Raw genomic sequence first — 16513 nt, forward strand, 5'->3', positions numbered from 1 at the left:
TTGTTTAGAATCGAAGGAAATTAACAGGTCAGACCTGTCAGCGGGAGAGCAAAATTCATGTCTGAACAAAACATACTAAAAACATCAAAAGGCGACCGAATCGCTATCGTGAGCGGCCTGCGTACGCCATTCGCAAAGCAAGCTACCGCTTTTCATCACGTTCCAGCCCTAGATTTAGGTAAAATCGTCGTCAACGAGATGCTTGAGCGTTTGAATTTCGATCGTAAAGAAATCGACCAACTGGTATTCGGCCAAGTTGTACAAATGCCGGAAGCACCTAACATTGCGCGTGAAATCGTGCTTGGCACTGGCATGCCAGTTTCTGTTGACGCTTACTCTGTATCACGTGCATGCGCAACCAGTTTCCAAGCGATTGCTAACGTTGCAGAGAGCATTATTTCGGGCCAAGTGAGTGTTGGTGTTGCTGGTGGTGCGGACTCATCATCAGTGTTACCGATTGGCGTGAGCAAAAAGCTTGCAGGTAGCCTTGTTGACTTGAATAAAGCACGTACGCTTAAGCAGCGTTTACAGATTTTCTCAAAGCTAAGACTCAAAGACTTACTGCCAGTGCCACCAGCAGTTGCGGAATATTCGACAGGCTTATCAATGGGGCAAACCGCTGAGCAAATGGCTAAGACTCACGGGATCAGCCGTGCAGATCAAGATGCGATGGCGCACCGCTCACATACCTTAGCTGCAAAAGCATGGTCGGAAGGCTTATTAAACAATGAAGTGATGGCTGCCCATGTTGAGCCATACAAAAGCTTTATTGATAAAGATAATAACATCCGTGAAAACTCCTCATTGGAAAGCTACGCCAAGTTAAAGCCTGTATTTGACAGACAGCACGGCTCAGTAACAGCAGCAAATGCAACGCCACTGACCGATGGTGCAGCGGCAGTATTAATGATGAGCGAAAGCAAAGCCAAAGCGCTTGGCTACGATATCTTAGGTTATGTGCGTAGTTTCGCCTTCTCTGCAATCGGCGTACACGAAGATATGTTGATGGGTCCTGCACATTCAACACCTATAGCACTTGACCGAGCGGGTATTACACTTGCTGATCTTGACCTGGTAGAAATGCATGAAGCTTTCGCAGCGCAAGCGCTGTCCAATATGAAAATGTTTGGCTCAGACAAATTCGCGCAAGAAAAACTTGGTCGCAGTAAAGCAATTGGCGAAATCGACATGGATAAGTTTAACGTGCTTGGTGGCTCACTTGCATATGGTCACCCATTCGCCGCAACTGGCGCACGCTTGATCACGCAAAGCCTACATGAGCTTAAGCGCCGTGGCGGTGGTCTTGCATTGACAACTGCCTGCGCTGCAGGTGGTCTTGGAGCAGCATTCGTATTGGAGAGCGCATAATGTCAGTATTTTCTTATGAATTAAACGACCATAAAGTCGCCATCGTTACAATCGACGTACCGGGCGAAAAGATGAACACCCTACGTGATACATTTGCTGATGAATTATTAGAGATCATCGCAAAGAGTAAACAAGATGATGTAACGGGTATGGTTTTTATCAGTGGTAAAGACGATAACTTTATCGCTGGTGCAGACATTAAAATGCTGGATAGCGCTAAAACCCGCGAAGATGCGTTAGCGATTTCGGAAATGTGCCATAAAACCTTCTTTAAATTGGCAGATTTACCATTCCCAACTGTAGCGGCGATCCACGGCGTAGCGCTTGGTGGTGGTTTAGAGTTTGCGCTGGCTTGTGATTATCGTGTGTGTAGTGAAGACAGCAAGACTAAACTGGGTCTTCCTGAAGTACAGCTTGGTCTATTGCCAGGCGGTGGTGGTACACAGCGCCTACCGAAATTAGTTGGTATTCAAAAAGCACTTGAATGGATGCTAACTGGTAAACAAGTTCGACCTAAGCAAGCGAAAAAAGCGGGCCTAGTTGACGATTCCGTGCCGCACAGTATTTTGCTCGACGTAGCGGTGAAGCTTGCTAGAAAAGGTAAACCTAAACCTCGCAAACCGAAATTAGACAAAGTTAGTCAGTTGCTAGAGTCTAACCCGTTCGGACGTAATATCATTTTCAAAAAAGCACAAGAAAATGTTGAGAAAAAAACGGGTGGTCACTATCCAGCGCCAATCGCTATCATTAAAGCGGTACGCGCATCTGTAGAGCTAGACAAGCTTAAAGGTTATAAAACCGAAGCTGAGGGTTTTGCTGATTTAGTGATGTCAGAAGTATCGCGCTCGCTCCGTGGAATTTTCTTTGCGACAACGGAAATGAAAAAGGATTTCCAAGGTAAAGATCTTGCTCCTGTGCAGCGTGTTGCAGTGCTAGGTGGTGGCTTAATGGGCGCAGGTATTACCTATGTTAGTGCGGTTAAAGCAGGCACACCAGTACGTATTAAAGATGTTGCGCATCAGGGCATTAGCAACGCATTAAATTACAGCTATAAGATCCTAACGCAACGCCAAAAGCGCCGTATTATTTCAAAGGCAGAGATGCAGTCAACTTTGAATATGATCACGGGGACAACAGATTACTCTGGTTTTAAACACACAGACATGGTCATTGAAGCCGTATTTGAAGACCTAGACCTTAAACAGTCGATGGTGGCGGATATTGAACGCGAATGTAGTGAGAGTACAATATTTGCAAGTAATACGTCATCATTACCAATCGGCCAAATCGCGGCAAAAGCGACGCGTCCTGAAAACGTAATTGGTTTGCATTATTTCTCACCAGTAGAAAAAATGCCACTGGTGGAGATCATTCCGCACGACACCACCAGTGATGAGGTTATTGCGCGCACTGTGGCTTTTGCCCGTAAGCAAGGCAAAACCCCAATCGTCGTAAAAGACAAAGCTGGTTTTTACGTAAACCGTATTCTGGCACCTTATGTCAACGAAGCGGCAAATCTTTTGCTTGCTGGCGAGCCGATAGAGAAAATCGATCAAGCCTTGGTTGAGTTTGGTTTCCCAGTTGGTCCTCTTGCGCTTCTTGATGAAGTAGGTGTAGACATTGGCTCTAAGATTGCGCCAATCCTAGAAAAAGAATTAGGCGCTCGCTTTAAGGCGCCAGATGCTTTTGCACGTATGATAGATAGCAAACGTCTAGGTCGTAAATCTGGTCGTGGTTTCTACACCTATGAAGGTAAAAAAGGCAAGCAAGTGGACGATTCAGTCTATGAATTACTTGGTGTCACGCCTTCTCCTAAATTGAATAAACAAGAAATTGCGAACCGCTGTGTTGCACAGATGCTCAATGAGGCTGCGCGCTGTCTTGATGAAGGTATTATTCGTAATGCAAGAGATGGTGATATTGGTGCTATTTTTGGCATTGGTTTCCCACCGTTCTTGGGCGGCCCATTTAGTTATATGGACAAAAAAGGCGCCAATAAGGTGTGTTCAGAGCTATCAACATACGCAGCTGACAACCCTGTATTTACACCTGCGGAGCCGCTACTCGCAATGGCCGAAGAAGGCAAAGCTTATTACGAGTAATGATGCCAATGTATCTTAATACTCGTTAGTGAAAATATCCTATCTGTAAGCCGCTGTAATGCGGCTTTTTTCGTTCTCTAGTCTAGACTTAATCGCTGTAATAGCATGTAACTTTTATATTATCAACATGGATTCTACAGCACCTAGACGGACTCTAATTTCTTCTTTTGCTTACTGCGCGCTAGGATTTGCTGAATTGGGACAGTAGAGTAGATGAATAGACGTATTTTTTTGCAGATTATTGGATTAGTTATTTTTACTATTTTGGTGAGCAGTGGTCTAGTTTATTGGTCTACTTTGTTAAACCACTCCATTTCTTCATTTCATCAGTCATGGCAATCAGAGACTGAAGTTGCAATTAGACGTGCTGAATTGTTATCTGAGCTGGAGCGTAGCTTTGGCTACAACGGCTTTATTCATCACTTCAAAAATTATGTACTGCGCCAAGATGAGAATTATTACGAGCAAGCTTTAGCTGATGTTGAAGCAACCAAAACAACAATTCTGAAGTTGCAAAGTACGGCGCTAAGCAGCCAAGAGACAAAGGCATTAGCTGCTATTCAATACACTTTTGATAAATATACACAAATGCTCGCACTTGCTAAGTCAAAATTCACATCGAGAAGGTTGAGCTCTGAGGTTGTGGACAGCTTAGTGGAAGTGGATGATACGAACGCTGAAGCTGCATTTAATTATTTGCGTAAGTCGATTGGAGAGAAATTTGCGCTTGCAAAGCAAAACCAAACGGTAAAGCTCGATCAAACCCAAGAATTGAGTAACACCGGTGTGTTGTTGTTGCTTCCAATAGTCTTGTTATTTGCTTGCTTAAACATTTTTACGCTCATTTTTGTGGTTAAACTGATCAACGAAAAAAGAAAGTTATTCAACTCTACTCCCGATGCCATTTTATATTGTGATAAAGACGGTAGGCTTAAAGAAGTCAATAAGGCCTGTACTGATTTATTTGGCTATCAGCCTCAAGAGCTATTAGGTATGCAGCTTGAAGACCTCGTTCCGGAGCGGTGTACCGGTAGACACGTCGTGGACACAGAGAAATTCCTAAGCACTTCTACGATGCGCCGAGTGACGCATGATGGACTTAAAATTTTAGGGCGGCACCAATCAGGAGTGGAGATCCCAGTGGACATCGAGTTATCCACTGTGTCTGTCTCTAAAAATGATGTTTTTATTGCGGTGATCCGAGACTTACGTCAAGAGCAAGAATTGAAGAACCGTGCTGAACTGGACTTCTTAACTCAGGTTATGAATCGCAGAAAGATAGAAGCGCTATTGAAAGAAGAAGTGCAGCGGGCCATCCGCTATCATCGAGCGCTATCGCTATTGGTAATCGATGTTGATCATTTTAAACAATTAAATGACACCGCGGGACACCAAGATGGTGATAATGCATTGAAAGAAGTTGGACAGTTTCTAGGTGAGCAAGCACGCCCAAGCGATCATATTGGACGATGGGGCGGTGATGAATTTGTGATTATCTGCCCTGAAACTCGGCCAGATGCCGCGCTTAACTTTGCACAACGACTGGTACATGAATTTACTCGCTTCACCAGTTTTGGACTGACATTCAGCATTGGCGTGGCGGGATACGAGCTTATCGGTGAAAGCTTTAATCACAAACGATGTTTTGAAGAAGCTGACTTAGCCCTCTATGAGTCGAAAAACGGAGGTCGAGATCGTGCTTCGCTTTATATCGCGCCACGCAGCTCTTTGGACAAAAAGGCATAGTCTAAGACGAGATCTTTTACTTTAGCCGCTAAAAACCTTACAATTTGCGCCCAGTTTAGACTTGTGGCGGATGTTGATGCATAAAATAGAAGACCTCATTGCTGTTTTTAATGGGCTATTCCTGCACACGCTCAACACTGAGTTGGTAGTGGGTGATGACGAACCTATCTATCTACCTGCAAATGGATCTTACCCTCATCATCGCATTATTTTTGCTCATGGCTTTTATGCCAGTGCTTTGCATGAAATTGCACATTGGCTTGTTGCGGGTGAAGCGCGTCGGCAACTCGAAGATTACGGCTACTGGTATTGTCCTGATGGACGAGATAAAGCGCAGCAACTCGAATTTGAAAAAGTTGAAGTGAAACCGCAGGCTATTGAGTGGGCGTTAAGCGTCGCTGCTGGTTTTTCATTTAATGTTTCCGTTGATAACCTTAACGGTGAGCAAACTTGCCGTTTTAGCTTTCAACAACGGGTTCATCAGCAAGTGCTAGCGTTATTAGAAAGCGGGTTTAATACCAGAACGACTCAACTACTCAAGGCATTAAGTCATTTTTATAATACGCCTTGGCCTTTACGCCTGCAGCAATTTAACTGGGATATCCCGACAGAGCTAAGCATGGAGTTTAACAATGCAATTTAAGCTTGGACTTATCATCAACCCTTTAGCTGGGCTTGGTGGCAGCGTTGCACTAAAAGGTAGCGATGGCGCAGAAACAGCTCAACAAGCATTGGCGTTAGGTGCAGAGCCTCGCGCTAATCAGCGAGCAAAAACGGCTTTAACACAACTGCTTCCATATCAAGAAAACATCGAAGTATTTACTGTTAACGGTGAGATGGGGGAGCGTACGGCAAAAGAGCTGGGTTTTAACACCCAAGTGATTTACCACAGTCAAAGCACAGCAACTCGTCCTGAAGATACTGAGACGGCAGCGCAAATGATGCAACAGCTCGGTGTCGATTTGATTTTGTTTGCAGGTGGCGATGGTACCGCCCGTAACATTTGCCACGCCGTGGGTGATTCATGTCCTGTACTTGGGATCCCGGCGGGGTGCAAAATTCATAGTGGGGTATACGCGATAACGCCAAAAGCAGCTGGTAGAGTCGTTGAACTTTTGGTTACCGGAGAGCTTGTCTCTATAGGTGAAGCCGATGTAATGGACATCGATGAAGCTGCATTTCGTGAAGGTACGGTGCGCGCCAAACGATTTGGTGAAATGCAAGTGCCGACCGAACTGAGATATGTGCAAGCGGTGAAAAACGGTGGCAAAGAAAGCGATGAACTGGTGTTGGCTGATATCGCTGCCTATGTAGTTGCCGAGATGGACGAAGATGAAACCTACATTATGGGGTCTGGTTCCACCGTTGCGGCTGTGATGGAAGAGATGGGGCTTGACAATACGCTACTCGGTGTTGATGTTGTAAGGGATCAAGCGCTGATCGCGCAAGATCAAACCGCGCAGCAATTGTTGTCGCTTGCTGATGATAAAACAAAGCTAGTGATCACATTAATTGGTGGTCAAGGACATATTTTTGGCCGCGGTAATCAGCAGCTAAGCCCTAACCTCATTAAAAAAGTCGGCAAAGATAATATTATCCTTATCGCCACAAAATCGAAATTAAAGGCCTTAAATGGTCGTCCTTTAATTGCGGATACCGGGGACGAACAACTTGATGAGTCCTTAGCTGGATTTATTAAGGTGATCACTGGATTCAATGACCATGTAATGTATGCCATAGGCCATCAAGAATAATTTAGGAATAAATATGTCTTTAGTAGAATATGTAGAGAAAGCGCAGCAGTTTTTTGATGAGCTTGTTGATAGAGCGAGTGACGATGAGCTGTTTGCTGGCGGCTATTTACGCGGTCACTTCGACTTAGCGGTAGGCTATGCACAAGTAGAGGAAGCGGACCTTTCAATTGATGAGTTAAATGCCAAAGTTGAAAGCAGCCTAGTAAAAGCATACCGAAATGGAGAGCTAAATGACGATGACAAAGCACATGTGGTCTCTATTTGGGAGCAGGTGCAAAATCTAAAATAACCGCACCTCGGCCGAGTGTAGCAGGTGCTAGAAGTCTAATTTCCATCTGCTACTCAGCCTCATTTGGCATTACATCAAAAATCGCCAATATATAAATAACAGCGCAAAGCCCACTAAATAAACCAGCCCCAGTCCTGTTAGAGCCTTAGTATAAATTGGTTGACTGCGATAGATCTCACCTTTCACTAATCCTAAATTCATCCAAGCAAAGATAGGAGTAGTGACAAACGCTGAGCTCATGGCAAACATCAGCATACTTTTTAAGTCGGCCTTAAAAAATAGCACCACGGCCATACCGAGAGTCGCTTGCAGTAGCAGAATAAGCGTGTAACTCTTTTTCGTTGTGTTAGGTCGCAACAGTTGAAGTGACTCATTGAGCACTCGGGAATAGCCGTCTAACACTGTGATTGTTGTCCCAAACATACACAAAAATGCGACGCCGGCAATTAACCATCTGGCCCACTCACCAATCGTGTTGGCATACATATCAATCAGCTGCTGTGAGAATGCGACGCCAGCAAGCTCCACGGGTTTATCTTGACCGTATTGCATTAGCATACCCAGTAAGCAAAAAACGACCGCCAGGCCCATCGTTACAAAATATCCTACTTTGAAATCCAGTAAAATTTGGCTACTTGTGAGTGGTTGTTTAGCCATCTTTGTTTTTAGCCAAGAGGAATTAATGGCTGAAATCTCGATTGGTGCGGGCATCCAACCCATTAAGGCAACTAAAAAGCCTAGTAGCGCAATGTCGTAGGGAGAAATCGGATTAGTTGGGGCTGGGTGAGCTGGTCCATTGTTAACCGCAATAGCAAGTGCCATGAGCGTGGAAATGGTCAAGATTATCATCACCCATTTGCTCGTTACATCGAGTATTTTGTAGTGCCCAACTAGCAAAATTGCCAAGCAGCTTGTTAAAAGTATAAAGCTTAACAGTTCAGTATCTATTGAAAATGGCAGCGAGTAACTTAAGAGGCTTGCAGTAAGTAATAGCACTCCTGCGGTATTTACGATGGCTGCGAAAATATTGAGCAGTACAAAAACTTTAAATCCAAAGCGGTAATGCGCGTGATAACCTTCGACAACAGTATGCTTAGAGTGGCTTGTGTACTCTACAGCATATTTAAAAAAGGGATACTTGAGCAAATTTACGACGACAACCAGCCAAATCAACTGACTACCAAACAGTGCTCCTGCTTGAGTGGATGAAACGAGGTGCGAGCCGCCTATCGCAGCAGTTGCCATTAATATTCCAGGTCCAAATATAGCAAATTTATCTTTAAGAGATAGCAGCGCTGGCAATGTAAATTCCTTAAGTTATTGTTATTCTATTGCCAATCAGTCTACGAAGTTTTAAGAATTGCCGCAATACCACGTCACAGCAAACTCAAAAGGTAGTGCGAGATTGCAATTATAGGCCTGCTAATTCGCTACTTCATCTAATTCTAGAAAGTACTCTTCTAAATCTTCTTTAATATCTTGGTAATCGTCTTCATCTAAATTCAAAACTCTTAACACATCGGCCTTCATTAGATGCCAATCAGGTGCCGCAACAAAACGCTTATTGATATGAACAAAGTTTTCCGCCATTTTTAAAGCAGCAAAGGCCAACTTTTGTTCTTCATCTTTGCAGCTACTCAAAAATTCGGGATCATGGTGGCATAAAATCATCTGACAAATACTCTGTGGCAAATTCCAAGAGGCTGCAAGAAAGTAGCCGATAATGGCATGGTTGGTTCCGTATTTTTCTTCTTCGTGGTCTACTAATAACTTGTCGTAGTCTTTGTTGGCTGCAATGAGCGTTTCCATATAATCTGGGTAATTTACCGCCATAGCAGCTATTCCCGCATCGTGAAATAGACCAAGTAAGTGCAAGTTTTCGATAGGGACACGTGATTTGAGTTTATTGCCAATCACCATGATGCTATCTGCGATGTCTGAAGCGTTATCCCAAAATCGCTCTAAACTAATACAGCATGTGCGTTGATGAAAGGTTTGTTTGAGCAAAAAGCCTGTTACCAAAGTACTGACAGAATCTAGGCCAAGAAACACCACAGCCTGTTTTACATCCGTTACTGTTCTTGCCAAGCCGTATAAGGGCGAGTTGATTATTTTTAGCACCGCAGCTGAGGTACTGACATCATGAGCGATGATAGAAGCGATATCGTTCAGATCGGGATCTGATGTAGCAAGTGCTGCTTGCAATTCGCTTATCAGGGCAGGCTTGGGCGGTAAGTTGAAACCATGTTTGACGTCAGCTAATACTTTGTCATCTAGATCTATCATCTACACATCCTTAATACTGGGTATATAAAAAGCATAGCTTAAATTCTTGATTGAACACTGACTTGAGGTCGAAAATACCAAGTCGATTACTAATTCGGCAAAGTGCATCGTCAATGGGCACGTTTTCTTGCTTAACATGTAAATATTAAGTTATGGTTAAGCAATTTTTTTCTTAGGGCAATGGTATGCACGAAACACAACAAGCGAACTCGCAAAATTCTGCGATCACCCGTTTTCTTAACGGGATAGAGCGGGTGGGGAATAAACTCCCCGATCCTGCAATCATTTTCTTATCAGCAATGTTGCTGATCTGGCTATTATCTTGGTTATTTTCAGGCGTAGAATTTAGCGCTATCGATCCGAGAACCAATCAGGCGATTGTCGTCCACAATTTATTAGACCCAAATGCGCTTGCTGGGTTTATGGCGACGATGGTGAAAACCTTCACGGGGTTTGCGCCATTAGGCGTGGTGCTAGTTGCTATGCTAGGTGTGGGTGTCGCTGAACATTCTGGCTATATAAATACTGGCCTTAAAATCATGCTTAAACGCACGCCTCAGGCACTACTAACTCCTTCTATTATTCTTATCGCTATTGTAAGTCACACGGCGACAGATGCTGGGTATGTGTTAGTTATCCCACTTGCTGGTGTTATTTTCTATGCGATGGGAAGACATCCTCTTGCGGGTATTGCAGCGGCATTTGCTGGCGTAAGCGGTGGATTTAGTGCGAACTTTATTCCTTCAGGTATCGATCCGTTACTACAAAGCTTTACCCAAAGTGCGGCACAGATCATCGATCCAGAAATTGCGATTAACCCACTAAATAACTGGTTTTTCACTTCGGCATCGAGTCTATTCATTGTACTTTTAGGTTGGTATATCACTGATAAAATCATTGAGCCAAGACTAAAGGCGACAGAAGTTGACGGTGATACAGATAGCTTGCCTTCATTCGATGAGATCACCAGTAAAGAAAAAAAAGGCTTTGTGGTAGCGTCAACGGTGATGTTAGCAGGTATCGCGTTATTGGTTTATGCATCAAGCGGCGAAGACTCAGCACTACGCAGCCCGTCAGGTGCTTTAACTGACTTTAGTGCGCCGTTAATGCAATCTATTGTACCACTTATTTTTCTCCTGTTTTGGATCCCTGGTGCGGTGTACGGTTTTGTTGTCGGAACGTTCAAAACTTCAAAAGACATGATTGATGCCATGACTAAGGCTATGAATAGCATGTCTTACTATATTGTTATGGCATTTTTCTGTGCACTTTTCATCAGTGCTTTCAGTCACTCAAACTTGGGGGCACTGCTTGCCATTGAAGGTGCTCAAGTATTAAAAGCTTTGGCGCTTCCAAGCTATGTTACAGTGATTGGTATCATCTTTCTCACGGCATTTGTAAACCTATTTGTGGGGTCAAGCTCTGCAAAGTGGGCGTTATTGGGGCCAATTTTTGTTCCAATGTTAATGCAATTGGGTATCTCACCCGATTTGACACAAGCGGCTTATCGCGTTGGTGATTCTGGCTCAAATATCATCACTCCACTTATGCCTTACTTCCCGCTAGTTGTGGTTTACTGCCAGAAATACGTTAAGTCTACAGGGATAGGTACATTGATAGCGATGATGTTGCCTTACTCGATTGCCTTTTTGATTGGTTGGAGCATCTTCTTATTGATCTACTGGATGCTTGGCGTTCCGCTAGGTCTACAAGCGAGTTATGCATATCCGGCTGGAATGTAGTTTGAGGAATGTAACTTCAGGGGATCCTTAAAATAATGAACTCCTGATCCAAACCTTAGATTAAGTAATAAAAAGCGCTGTTCAGTGAAATAACAGCGCTTTTTATATTTTGTTATTTTGTACTACACCTTACGCGGCTTTATTGATACCCAGCCAAGAAAATGAGCGATGTAAAAACGCCTCAGCAGCCTTTTCAATGCATTCACCATGAGCAATAACAATATATTGAGGTTGCCAATCAGCCATCTTTGAAAAACAGGCTCGGGCCTGCTGCTTTCCGAATATAAATGAAGCTCGCCAGTCTATTGGGGTTTTACCATTGGGGCTAATCACCCCCGTGATTTTCGCAAGTACCTTTTTAAATCCAGAGAAGTGGTTTGGATGAAAGTTCTCAATCAAATCCGTCAAAATTAACGTACTAGTTTTTTTATGGAAGAAAACGACTTCTTCCATTACCGCGCTACCTTTAAAGATCAGCTGGTCAATATCATTTTGCCACTCTGGCTCGGCAGTGTCGTCCAGCTGGCGATGAAACTTAAGATCGGGGCGTTTTTTGTCGACACCTGGGGAAGCAAACAGAGTCGCCGTTGGGAACTTTTCCTGCCAATCACCCATAAATAGATGGTGTAGTTTATTTGGAGAAATTAGATATTTTACTTCGCCAAGTTGAGTTAATTCACAAAGCAGTCCATCCGTTAGTTTTCCGGGAGAGTGGACCCACAATTCGCCAGAAGAAAGCTTGATTATGGTACTTCGAGTGGTGTACGGCATACCAAAAAATGGTACGGCTGGGCCGTTGTAGATCCAAATGTTATGACCAATAGAAATTAATTCGCTCATCTGATTTCCTTACTCACTTTAGAATTAATGTAACTATATCAGGGAAATTTTTTGTTTGAAATATAATCAACTACAAGCTTGGATGAGATATATTTGCTTAATTGCGTTGGCCTATTATATCAATGCTTTTGGACGTAAGGTTAAGCCCCATATCTCGCCATAAAGAGTGCAACGCTTTGCTCTACAACAAAATCAGGTTTTTCCAAGTTTGTGAGGTCAAACCCATATAGCCGTGGATAAAAAATGAAAGACTTAAGTTGATATAAAAACTGTTGTGCTGCGAAAGCTTTATGTTCGATACAAAGTGCATTATTAGCAACGGCATCGGCTAAAAACTTTTCTAGATAACGCATACAGCCAACTTTACTATTATTGAAATGTGCCGCCAACGTAGGGTCTTGTAATAATTCGATAAATGCCACGCGTGCTACTTTGATAAATGGTTCTGAGGTGAGGAGTCTGACTTCCCGCGAAGCGATTTCTTGTAATTGGTTTGCAACAGGGATATCAGATCGATATTGATAAATATCACCTTGGTCAACTTGAAGCAGCATGTGTTCAAGTACACTATACAGCAGCAACTCCTTAGTCTCAAAGTGATTATAGATAGTTCGTTTAGACACTTCTGCGTGCTTTGCGATAAGATCCATACTGGTATTTTGAGCGCCATTTTGAGCAAATAACTGCTGGGCAGCCTCCAGAATTTGCAGCCTTTTTCTCTCTGATTGTTTCATTTTTTCTATTACATACAAGGGAATATCTAAATGTTGATATCCCACATTCTAGCAAACCTAGAATATATTACACTACTTAGTTTACTTTTTATTTTTGGTGTGTAGACTACACTGTGTAGTTTACCTTTTGGTGGTGATATGAAAAAACGAATATGGTTTGGATTGATTGTAGTCTTGTTGATAGGGGGAGGAGGAATTATGGCTTCTAGTTTAAATGCTGCGGTAAAGCAAAGCGGGTATTCATCGACTCAGTTTAGTAATGGTAAGTTTCATAATATTCACGAAACAAATAAAGCGAGTTTAGGTAAGACACTGGAAATTTTCTGGCGCTTTTTTACCGAACAGAAAGTCAATGCGGTGCCGAAGGTTAACATGCCAGTGGCTGCGCTCACCGAGGCGAATTTGAAGGCGCTTTCTGAAACGCAAACTCATGTCATCAAGCTTGGACATTCATCGGTACTAGTAAAAGCGCAAGGGCAGTATTTGTTGATTGACCCTGTTTTTGCTGAACGAGCATCACCTTTTTCATTTATTGGTCCAAAGCGTTTTCATCAGCCACCCATTACCATTGAGTCATTACCTAAAATTGATAAGGTGTTGATTTCACATAACCATTACGACCACCTAGATAAGGAAAGTGTAAAGCGACTAGCAGATAGAGTGGGGGTATTTTATGTCCCTTTGGGTGTAGAAGGTGATTTGAAAAAGTGGGGGATCCCCAGCGAAAAAATAAAGCAGTTTGACTGGTGGCAATTTGAAGAAACCACTGAGTTAACAATTACCTTTACACCTACTCAGCATTTTTCTGGACGAGGACTTGGAGATGCAAATAAAACTCTTTGGGGAGCTTGGGCTATTCGCACAGTGGACAAAAATATCTTTTTTAGTGGAGACTCAGGTTATTTTCCTGGATTTAAGGAGATAGGTGAAAGACTTGGTCCATTTGATCTGACGCTCGTGGAAACCGGCGCCTATGATAAAGACTGGTCTGATATACACATGACACCAGAGCAAAGCGTACAGGCCCATATAGATTTACGAGGAACGCATATGATCCCCATTCATAATGGTACTTTTGACTTAGCTTTTCACTCTTGGTTCGATCCGCTCGTTAGAGTCAAAGTTGCAGCTGAGCAAAATCAAGTGACGTTGGTAACGCCTGTTGTAGGTGAAGTGTTGACACTTTCAGAAACGCTACCAAGCCACAGCTGGTGGGAAACGCTAGTGCCTTAATATTGGTATCGTAGTAATTGAATAAGGGCTACCGTATTAGGCATACACCCTTATTCAGTATTCTGGTGTTAAGCAATCAACATTCTTAATGAAAAGGCCATAAGCAAAACAGCAAGTGCCTTTTCAACCAGGTTCATTTTGTTTATGAACCAAGCACGAGAAGGCGGAGCTGAAAATAATAAACTGACACAGATAAACCACAAGGCATTCACGCTGCACATCCAAGCGCCGTAAAAAAGTTGAACATGTAACGGAGTTCCTTGACTGACGACATTAGTTACCACGGCTAAGAAAAATAAGGTTGCTTTTGGATTGGTTGCATTTGTTAAAAAGCCTAGGCCGAACGCTTTTTTTAGTGATTGTGAACTTACTTTAACTTGAGTATTTGCTGTCTCTAGTTGAATCTTTCCTGCACTTTTAAGCAATTGAATGGCGATGTATATAAGATATACAGCGCCAATTAATTTAGCTATTTGTAAAACCCAAGGTGAGGCCTGCATCAGTGCCCCTACACCAAGTAAGGTATATAAAATATGAACACTAAGCCCAGTGCCAATCCCCAAGGCTGTTATTGCGCCGTGTAGTCTGCCGTATTTCAGGCTCTGCCTGACTGTAATAACAAAGTCGGGGCCCGGCAAGATCACTGCGACAAAATGAATGATGGCTAATGATAAAAACTCTGGCCAATACTGCACCATATTCCGCTCCCAATATTATGTTGAATAGTTAAGAGCATTGTATTTCTATTCACATGAGAAGATAATAATCTAAAAATAGAAATAACTTTTGCGTGGAGCGCACAAATGGGAGTGCTATGACAACCAGTAAACATATTGAACTACTGCAAGAAATGTCGATTTTTGTTTCGGTTGTCAATACTGGCAGTTTTTCTGAGAGCGCGAGGCAGTTAGGTGTCTCGCCGTCATCGGTGAGCCGTGCCATAAAACACCTTGAACAGCAATTGGGGGTGTGCTTACTTCAGCGCACCACACGCAGCTTAAGACTGAGTGAAACAGGAAGAGCGGTGTATGAACGCTGTACTCAGCTGGAACAAGCCGCTAAAGACGTTATCTCGCTCTGTGAAAGTCATCATCAGACTGCACAAGGAGTCGTTAAAATCGCAGCGCCAAAAGCGGTCGCACATACGCTAATTCATCCAAATGTGATGGTGTTTTTAAGCGAATTTCCAAATATTGATGTTCATTTGGTGTTAGATGATAACGCGCTGGACCTGATCCGAGATGAAATAGACATTCTATTTAAAATTACTAACGAACCACCGCAGGGTTTGATAGGTCGAAGCGTGATGAAAATAAACCATATATTGGCGGCGTCCCCAGAATACCTTGCAGCCCATTTTGCTCCTACCCACCCCAAAGAATTAGTACAACATAGCTGTATTGCGTTGGGAGAAACGGATGCAGATGCTAAGTGGCAATTCAGAAAAGGCACACAAAAACACACAACCCCAGTTAGCGGGCGCTATAAAGCAAATCATACTCGAGTGAGGCTAGATGCTGCGCTGCAAGGGCTTGGGATCACAAGCTTGCCTGTATTTGTCGCTAAAGATGCTTTAGCATCAGGTGAGTTGATACAGGTATTGCCTGAGTGGGATTTCGAGACGAATTATTCAGGCGAGCTGTGGATGCTATATCCATCGACTCGCCATATTCCTGCAAAGGTGAGTGTTTTTGCTGATTTTATTGTACAGCGACTCACTACGACTTGTTATTAGTAGTCTCTGTTAGCTAGAGTGAAAACCGATAACTCAGTGTGGCACTTGCTTGAACTTGCCTCAACTGTTCATCATCAAAGTGCCAGCTGCATGTATTTTGAGTCGCAGGGTCAATATCACAAGTAACTTTTGAATCATTGCTTAGAAAGCTTACAATCCAACGCACTTCGGTACCCAGGTGGAAGCCAGCACCGATATTATATTCAAGACCAGTGTATAAACCAGTAGCGAAGAAAGTGTCTGAGTCGATAAAATTAGGATTAACAAAAGTTGCACCAAGCTGTGCACCTAAGTATATATCTAAATTGTCTGTGAGAGGGCGTACTACCGCGCTTTGAAATAGTAGGTATTCCATTTCCACTTTATTTAGTGGGTACGCAGTAAGCTGAGTCTCTGTTTTACCATAGTAAAATCCATAACGACCTTTGGATATGTACTTGTCTACACTTACTCCCAAATGCGAGTCATCTTCTAATTCGTATGTCTGGTGGCGAGAAGTTTCGATATCATTACTGTACGTTTTACCACCGTATATTGAAACACCAAAATCTCCGTAATCTGCGGCACTGACGTTGCTAGAAACAACTAACGCCAAGATAGTCGCTAATGAAGCTGATTTCATAAAGTCTATATCCTTGAGTTGGAATAATTTTTTAGATCTGAAACCGAGTATACCAATGATGA

General features: G+C 43.1%; 15 protein-coding genes. 9 read left to right on the forward strand and 6 right to left on the reverse strand.

Annotation, left to right across the window (positions count from 1 at the left end):
* The first annotated feature begins 57 nt into the window (after positions 1-57).
* The 6 genes from fadI to CWC29_RS23035 all read left to right on the forward strand — a co-directional run bounded on the left by fadI (position 58) and on the right by CWC29_RS23035 (position 7259).
* Positions 58-1368, forward strand: a complete 1311-nt coding sequence (fadI, locus tag CWC29_RS23010) for an acetyl-CoA C-acyltransferase FadI (protein WP_128725789.1) — start codon at positions 58-60, stop codon at positions 1366-1368.
* A complete protein-coding gene (gene fadJ / locus CWC29_RS23015) occupies positions 1368-3470 on the forward strand; it encodes a fatty acid oxidation complex subunit alpha FadJ (RefSeq protein WP_138523752.1) in 2103 nt (700 codons plus the stop codon). The genes fadI and fadJ overlap by 1 nt, the downstream gene beginning before the upstream one ends.
* A gap of 213 nt (positions 3471-3683) precedes the next feature.
* Positions 3684-5216: a sensor domain-containing diguanylate cyclase gene (locus CWC29_RS23020; protein ID WP_128725787.1), complete on the forward strand. Its 1533-nt coding sequence runs from the start codon at positions 3684-3686 to the stop codon at positions 5214-5216.
* 76 nt (positions 5217-5292) lie between these two features.
* Complete coding sequence (locus CWC29_RS23025) at positions 5293-5859, forward strand: elongation factor P hydroxylase (RefSeq protein WP_128725786.1); 567 nt, start codon at positions 5293-5295, stop codon at positions 5857-5859.
* Positions 5849-6970, forward strand: coding sequence for an ATP-NAD kinase family protein (locus CWC29_RS23030; protein WP_128725785.1), 1122 nt, complete (start codon positions 5849-5851; stop codon positions 6968-6970). Before CWC29_RS23025 ends, CWC29_RS23030 begins: the two co-directional genes overlap by 11 nt.
* Positions 6971-6983: 13 nt before the next feature.
* Positions 6984-7259, forward strand: a complete 276-nt coding sequence (locus CWC29_RS23035; protein WP_010377735.1) for a YfcL family protein — start codon at positions 6984-6986, stop codon at positions 7257-7259.
* Positions 7260-7328: 69 nt separating this feature from the next.
* Here CWC29_RS23035 and CWC29_RS23040 read toward each other — a convergent pair whose 3' ends face one another.
* Together CWC29_RS23040 and CWC29_RS23045 are read right to left on the reverse strand one after the other, a co-directional pair.
* Positions 7329-8561, reverse strand: coding sequence for an NRAMP family divalent metal transporter (locus CWC29_RS23040; protein WP_128725784.1), 1233 nt, complete (start codon positions 8559-8561; stop codon positions 7329-7331).
* 120 nt (positions 8562-8681) lie between these two features.
* Positions 8682-9545 carry an HDOD domain-containing protein gene (locus CWC29_RS23045; RefSeq protein ID WP_128725783.1) on the reverse strand — a complete coding sequence of 288 codons (864 nt, stop codon included), beginning with the start codon at positions 9543-9545 and terminating at the stop codon, positions 8682-8684.
* Positions 9546-9730: 185 nt separating this feature from the next.
* Between CWC29_RS23045 and CWC29_RS23050 the strand changes: the two genes are divergently transcribed.
* Positions 9731-11287, forward strand: a complete 1557-nt coding sequence (locus CWC29_RS23050) for an AbgT family transporter (protein ID WP_128725782.1) — start codon at positions 9731-9733, stop codon at positions 11285-11287.
* Between the two features lie 129 nt (positions 11288-11416).
* Here the strand turns inward: CWC29_RS23050 and CWC29_RS23055 are convergent, their stop codons facing one another.
* On the reverse strand, positions 11417-12127 hold the full coding sequence (locus tag CWC29_RS23055) for a DUF4336 domain-containing protein (RefSeq protein ID WP_138523754.1): 711 nt from the start codon (positions 12125-12127) through the stop codon (positions 11417-11419).
* Positions 12128-12267: 140 nt separating this feature from the next.
* A complete protein-coding gene (locus tag CWC29_RS23060; protein ID WP_128725780.1) occupies positions 12268-12861 on the reverse strand; it encodes a TetR/AcrR family transcriptional regulator in 594 nt (197 codons plus the stop codon).
* A 198-nt stretch (positions 12862-13059) separates the two neighbouring features.
* Between CWC29_RS23060 and CWC29_RS23065 the strand changes: the two genes are divergently transcribed.
* A complete protein-coding gene (locus CWC29_RS23065; protein ID WP_138523756.1) occupies positions 13060-14094 on the forward strand; it encodes an MBL fold metallo-hydrolase in 1035 nt (344 codons plus the stop codon).
* 68 nt (positions 14095-14162) lie between these two features.
* On the opposite strand, the gene CWC29_RS23070 is transcribed toward CWC29_RS23065, so the two are convergent.
* Positions 14163-14792, reverse strand: a complete 630-nt coding sequence (locus tag CWC29_RS23070) for a LysE family translocator (RefSeq protein WP_138523758.1) — start codon at positions 14790-14792, stop codon at positions 14163-14165.
* Between the two features lie 116 nt (positions 14793-14908).
* On the opposite strand from CWC29_RS23070, the gene CWC29_RS23075 reads away from it, so the two are divergent.
* Entirely contained in the window at positions 14909-15829 is a 921-nt protein-coding gene (locus tag CWC29_RS23075; RefSeq protein ID WP_138523760.1) for a LysR family transcriptional regulator, read from the forward strand.
* A 13-nt stretch (positions 15830-15842) separates the two neighbouring features.
* On the opposite strand, the gene CWC29_RS23080 is transcribed toward CWC29_RS23075, so the two are convergent.
* Positions 15843-16451, reverse strand: coding sequence for an outer membrane beta-barrel protein (locus CWC29_RS23080; protein ID WP_138523762.1), 609 nt, complete (start codon positions 16449-16451; stop codon positions 15843-15845).
* Positions 16452-16513: the final 62 nt, after the last annotated feature.

The organism is Pseudoalteromonas galatheae (assembly GCF_005886105.2).
GTDB classification, from domain to species: domain Bacteria; phylum Pseudomonadota; class Gammaproteobacteria; order Enterobacterales; family Alteromonadaceae; genus Pseudoalteromonas; species Pseudoalteromonas galatheae.

Bases quoted from the DNA above. Each gene is read 5' to 3' on its own strand.
- fadI (WP_128725789.1), top strand. From the start codon at position 58: ATGTCTGAACAAAACATACTAAAAACATCAAAAGGCGACCGAATCGCT.
- fadJ (WP_138523752.1), top strand. From the start codon at position 1,368: ATGTCAGTATTTTCTTATGAATTAAACGACCATAAAGTCGCCATCGTT.
- CWC29_RS23020 (WP_128725787.1), top strand. From the start codon at position 3,684: ATGAATAGACGTATTTTTTTGCAGATTATTGGATTAGTTATTTTTACT.
- CWC29_RS23025 (WP_128725786.1), top strand. From the start codon at position 5,293: ATGCATAAAATAGAAGACCTCATTGCTGTTTTTAATGGGCTATTCCTG.
- CWC29_RS23030 (WP_128725785.1), top strand. From the start codon at position 5,849: ATGCAATTTAAGCTTGGACTTATCATCAACCCTTTAGCTGGGCTTGGT.
- CWC29_RS23035 (WP_010377735.1), top strand. From the start codon at position 6,984: ATGTCTTTAGTAGAATATGTAGAGAAAGCGCAGCAGTTTTTTGATGAG.
- CWC29_RS23045 (WP_128725783.1), bottom strand. From the start codon at position 9,545: ATGATAGATCTAGATGACAAAGTATTAGCTGACGTCAAACATGGTTTC.
- CWC29_RS23050 (WP_128725782.1), top strand. From the start codon at position 9,731: ATGCACGAAACACAACAAGCGAACTCGCAAAATTCTGCGATCACCCGT.
- CWC29_RS23055 (WP_138523754.1), bottom strand. From the start codon at position 12,127: ATGAGCGAATTAATTTCTATTGGTCATAACATTTGGATCTACAACGGC.
- CWC29_RS23060 (WP_128725780.1), bottom strand. From the start codon at position 12,861: ATGAAACAATCAGAGAGAAAAAGGCTGCAAATTCTGGAGGCTGCCCAG.
- CWC29_RS23065 (WP_138523756.1), top strand. From the start codon at position 13,060: ATGGCTTCTAGTTTAAATGCTGCGGTAAAGCAAAGCGGGTATTCATCG.
- CWC29_RS23070 (WP_138523758.1), bottom strand. From the start codon at position 14,792: ATGGTGCAGTATTGGCCAGAGTTTTTATCATTAGCCATCATTCATTTT.
- CWC29_RS23075 (WP_138523760.1), top strand. From the start codon at position 14,909: ATGACAACCAGTAAACATATTGAACTACTGCAAGAAATGTCGATTTTT.
- CWC29_RS23080 (WP_138523762.1), bottom strand. From the start codon at position 16,451: ATGAAATCAGCTTCATTAGCGACTATCTTGGCGTTAGTTGTTTCTAGC.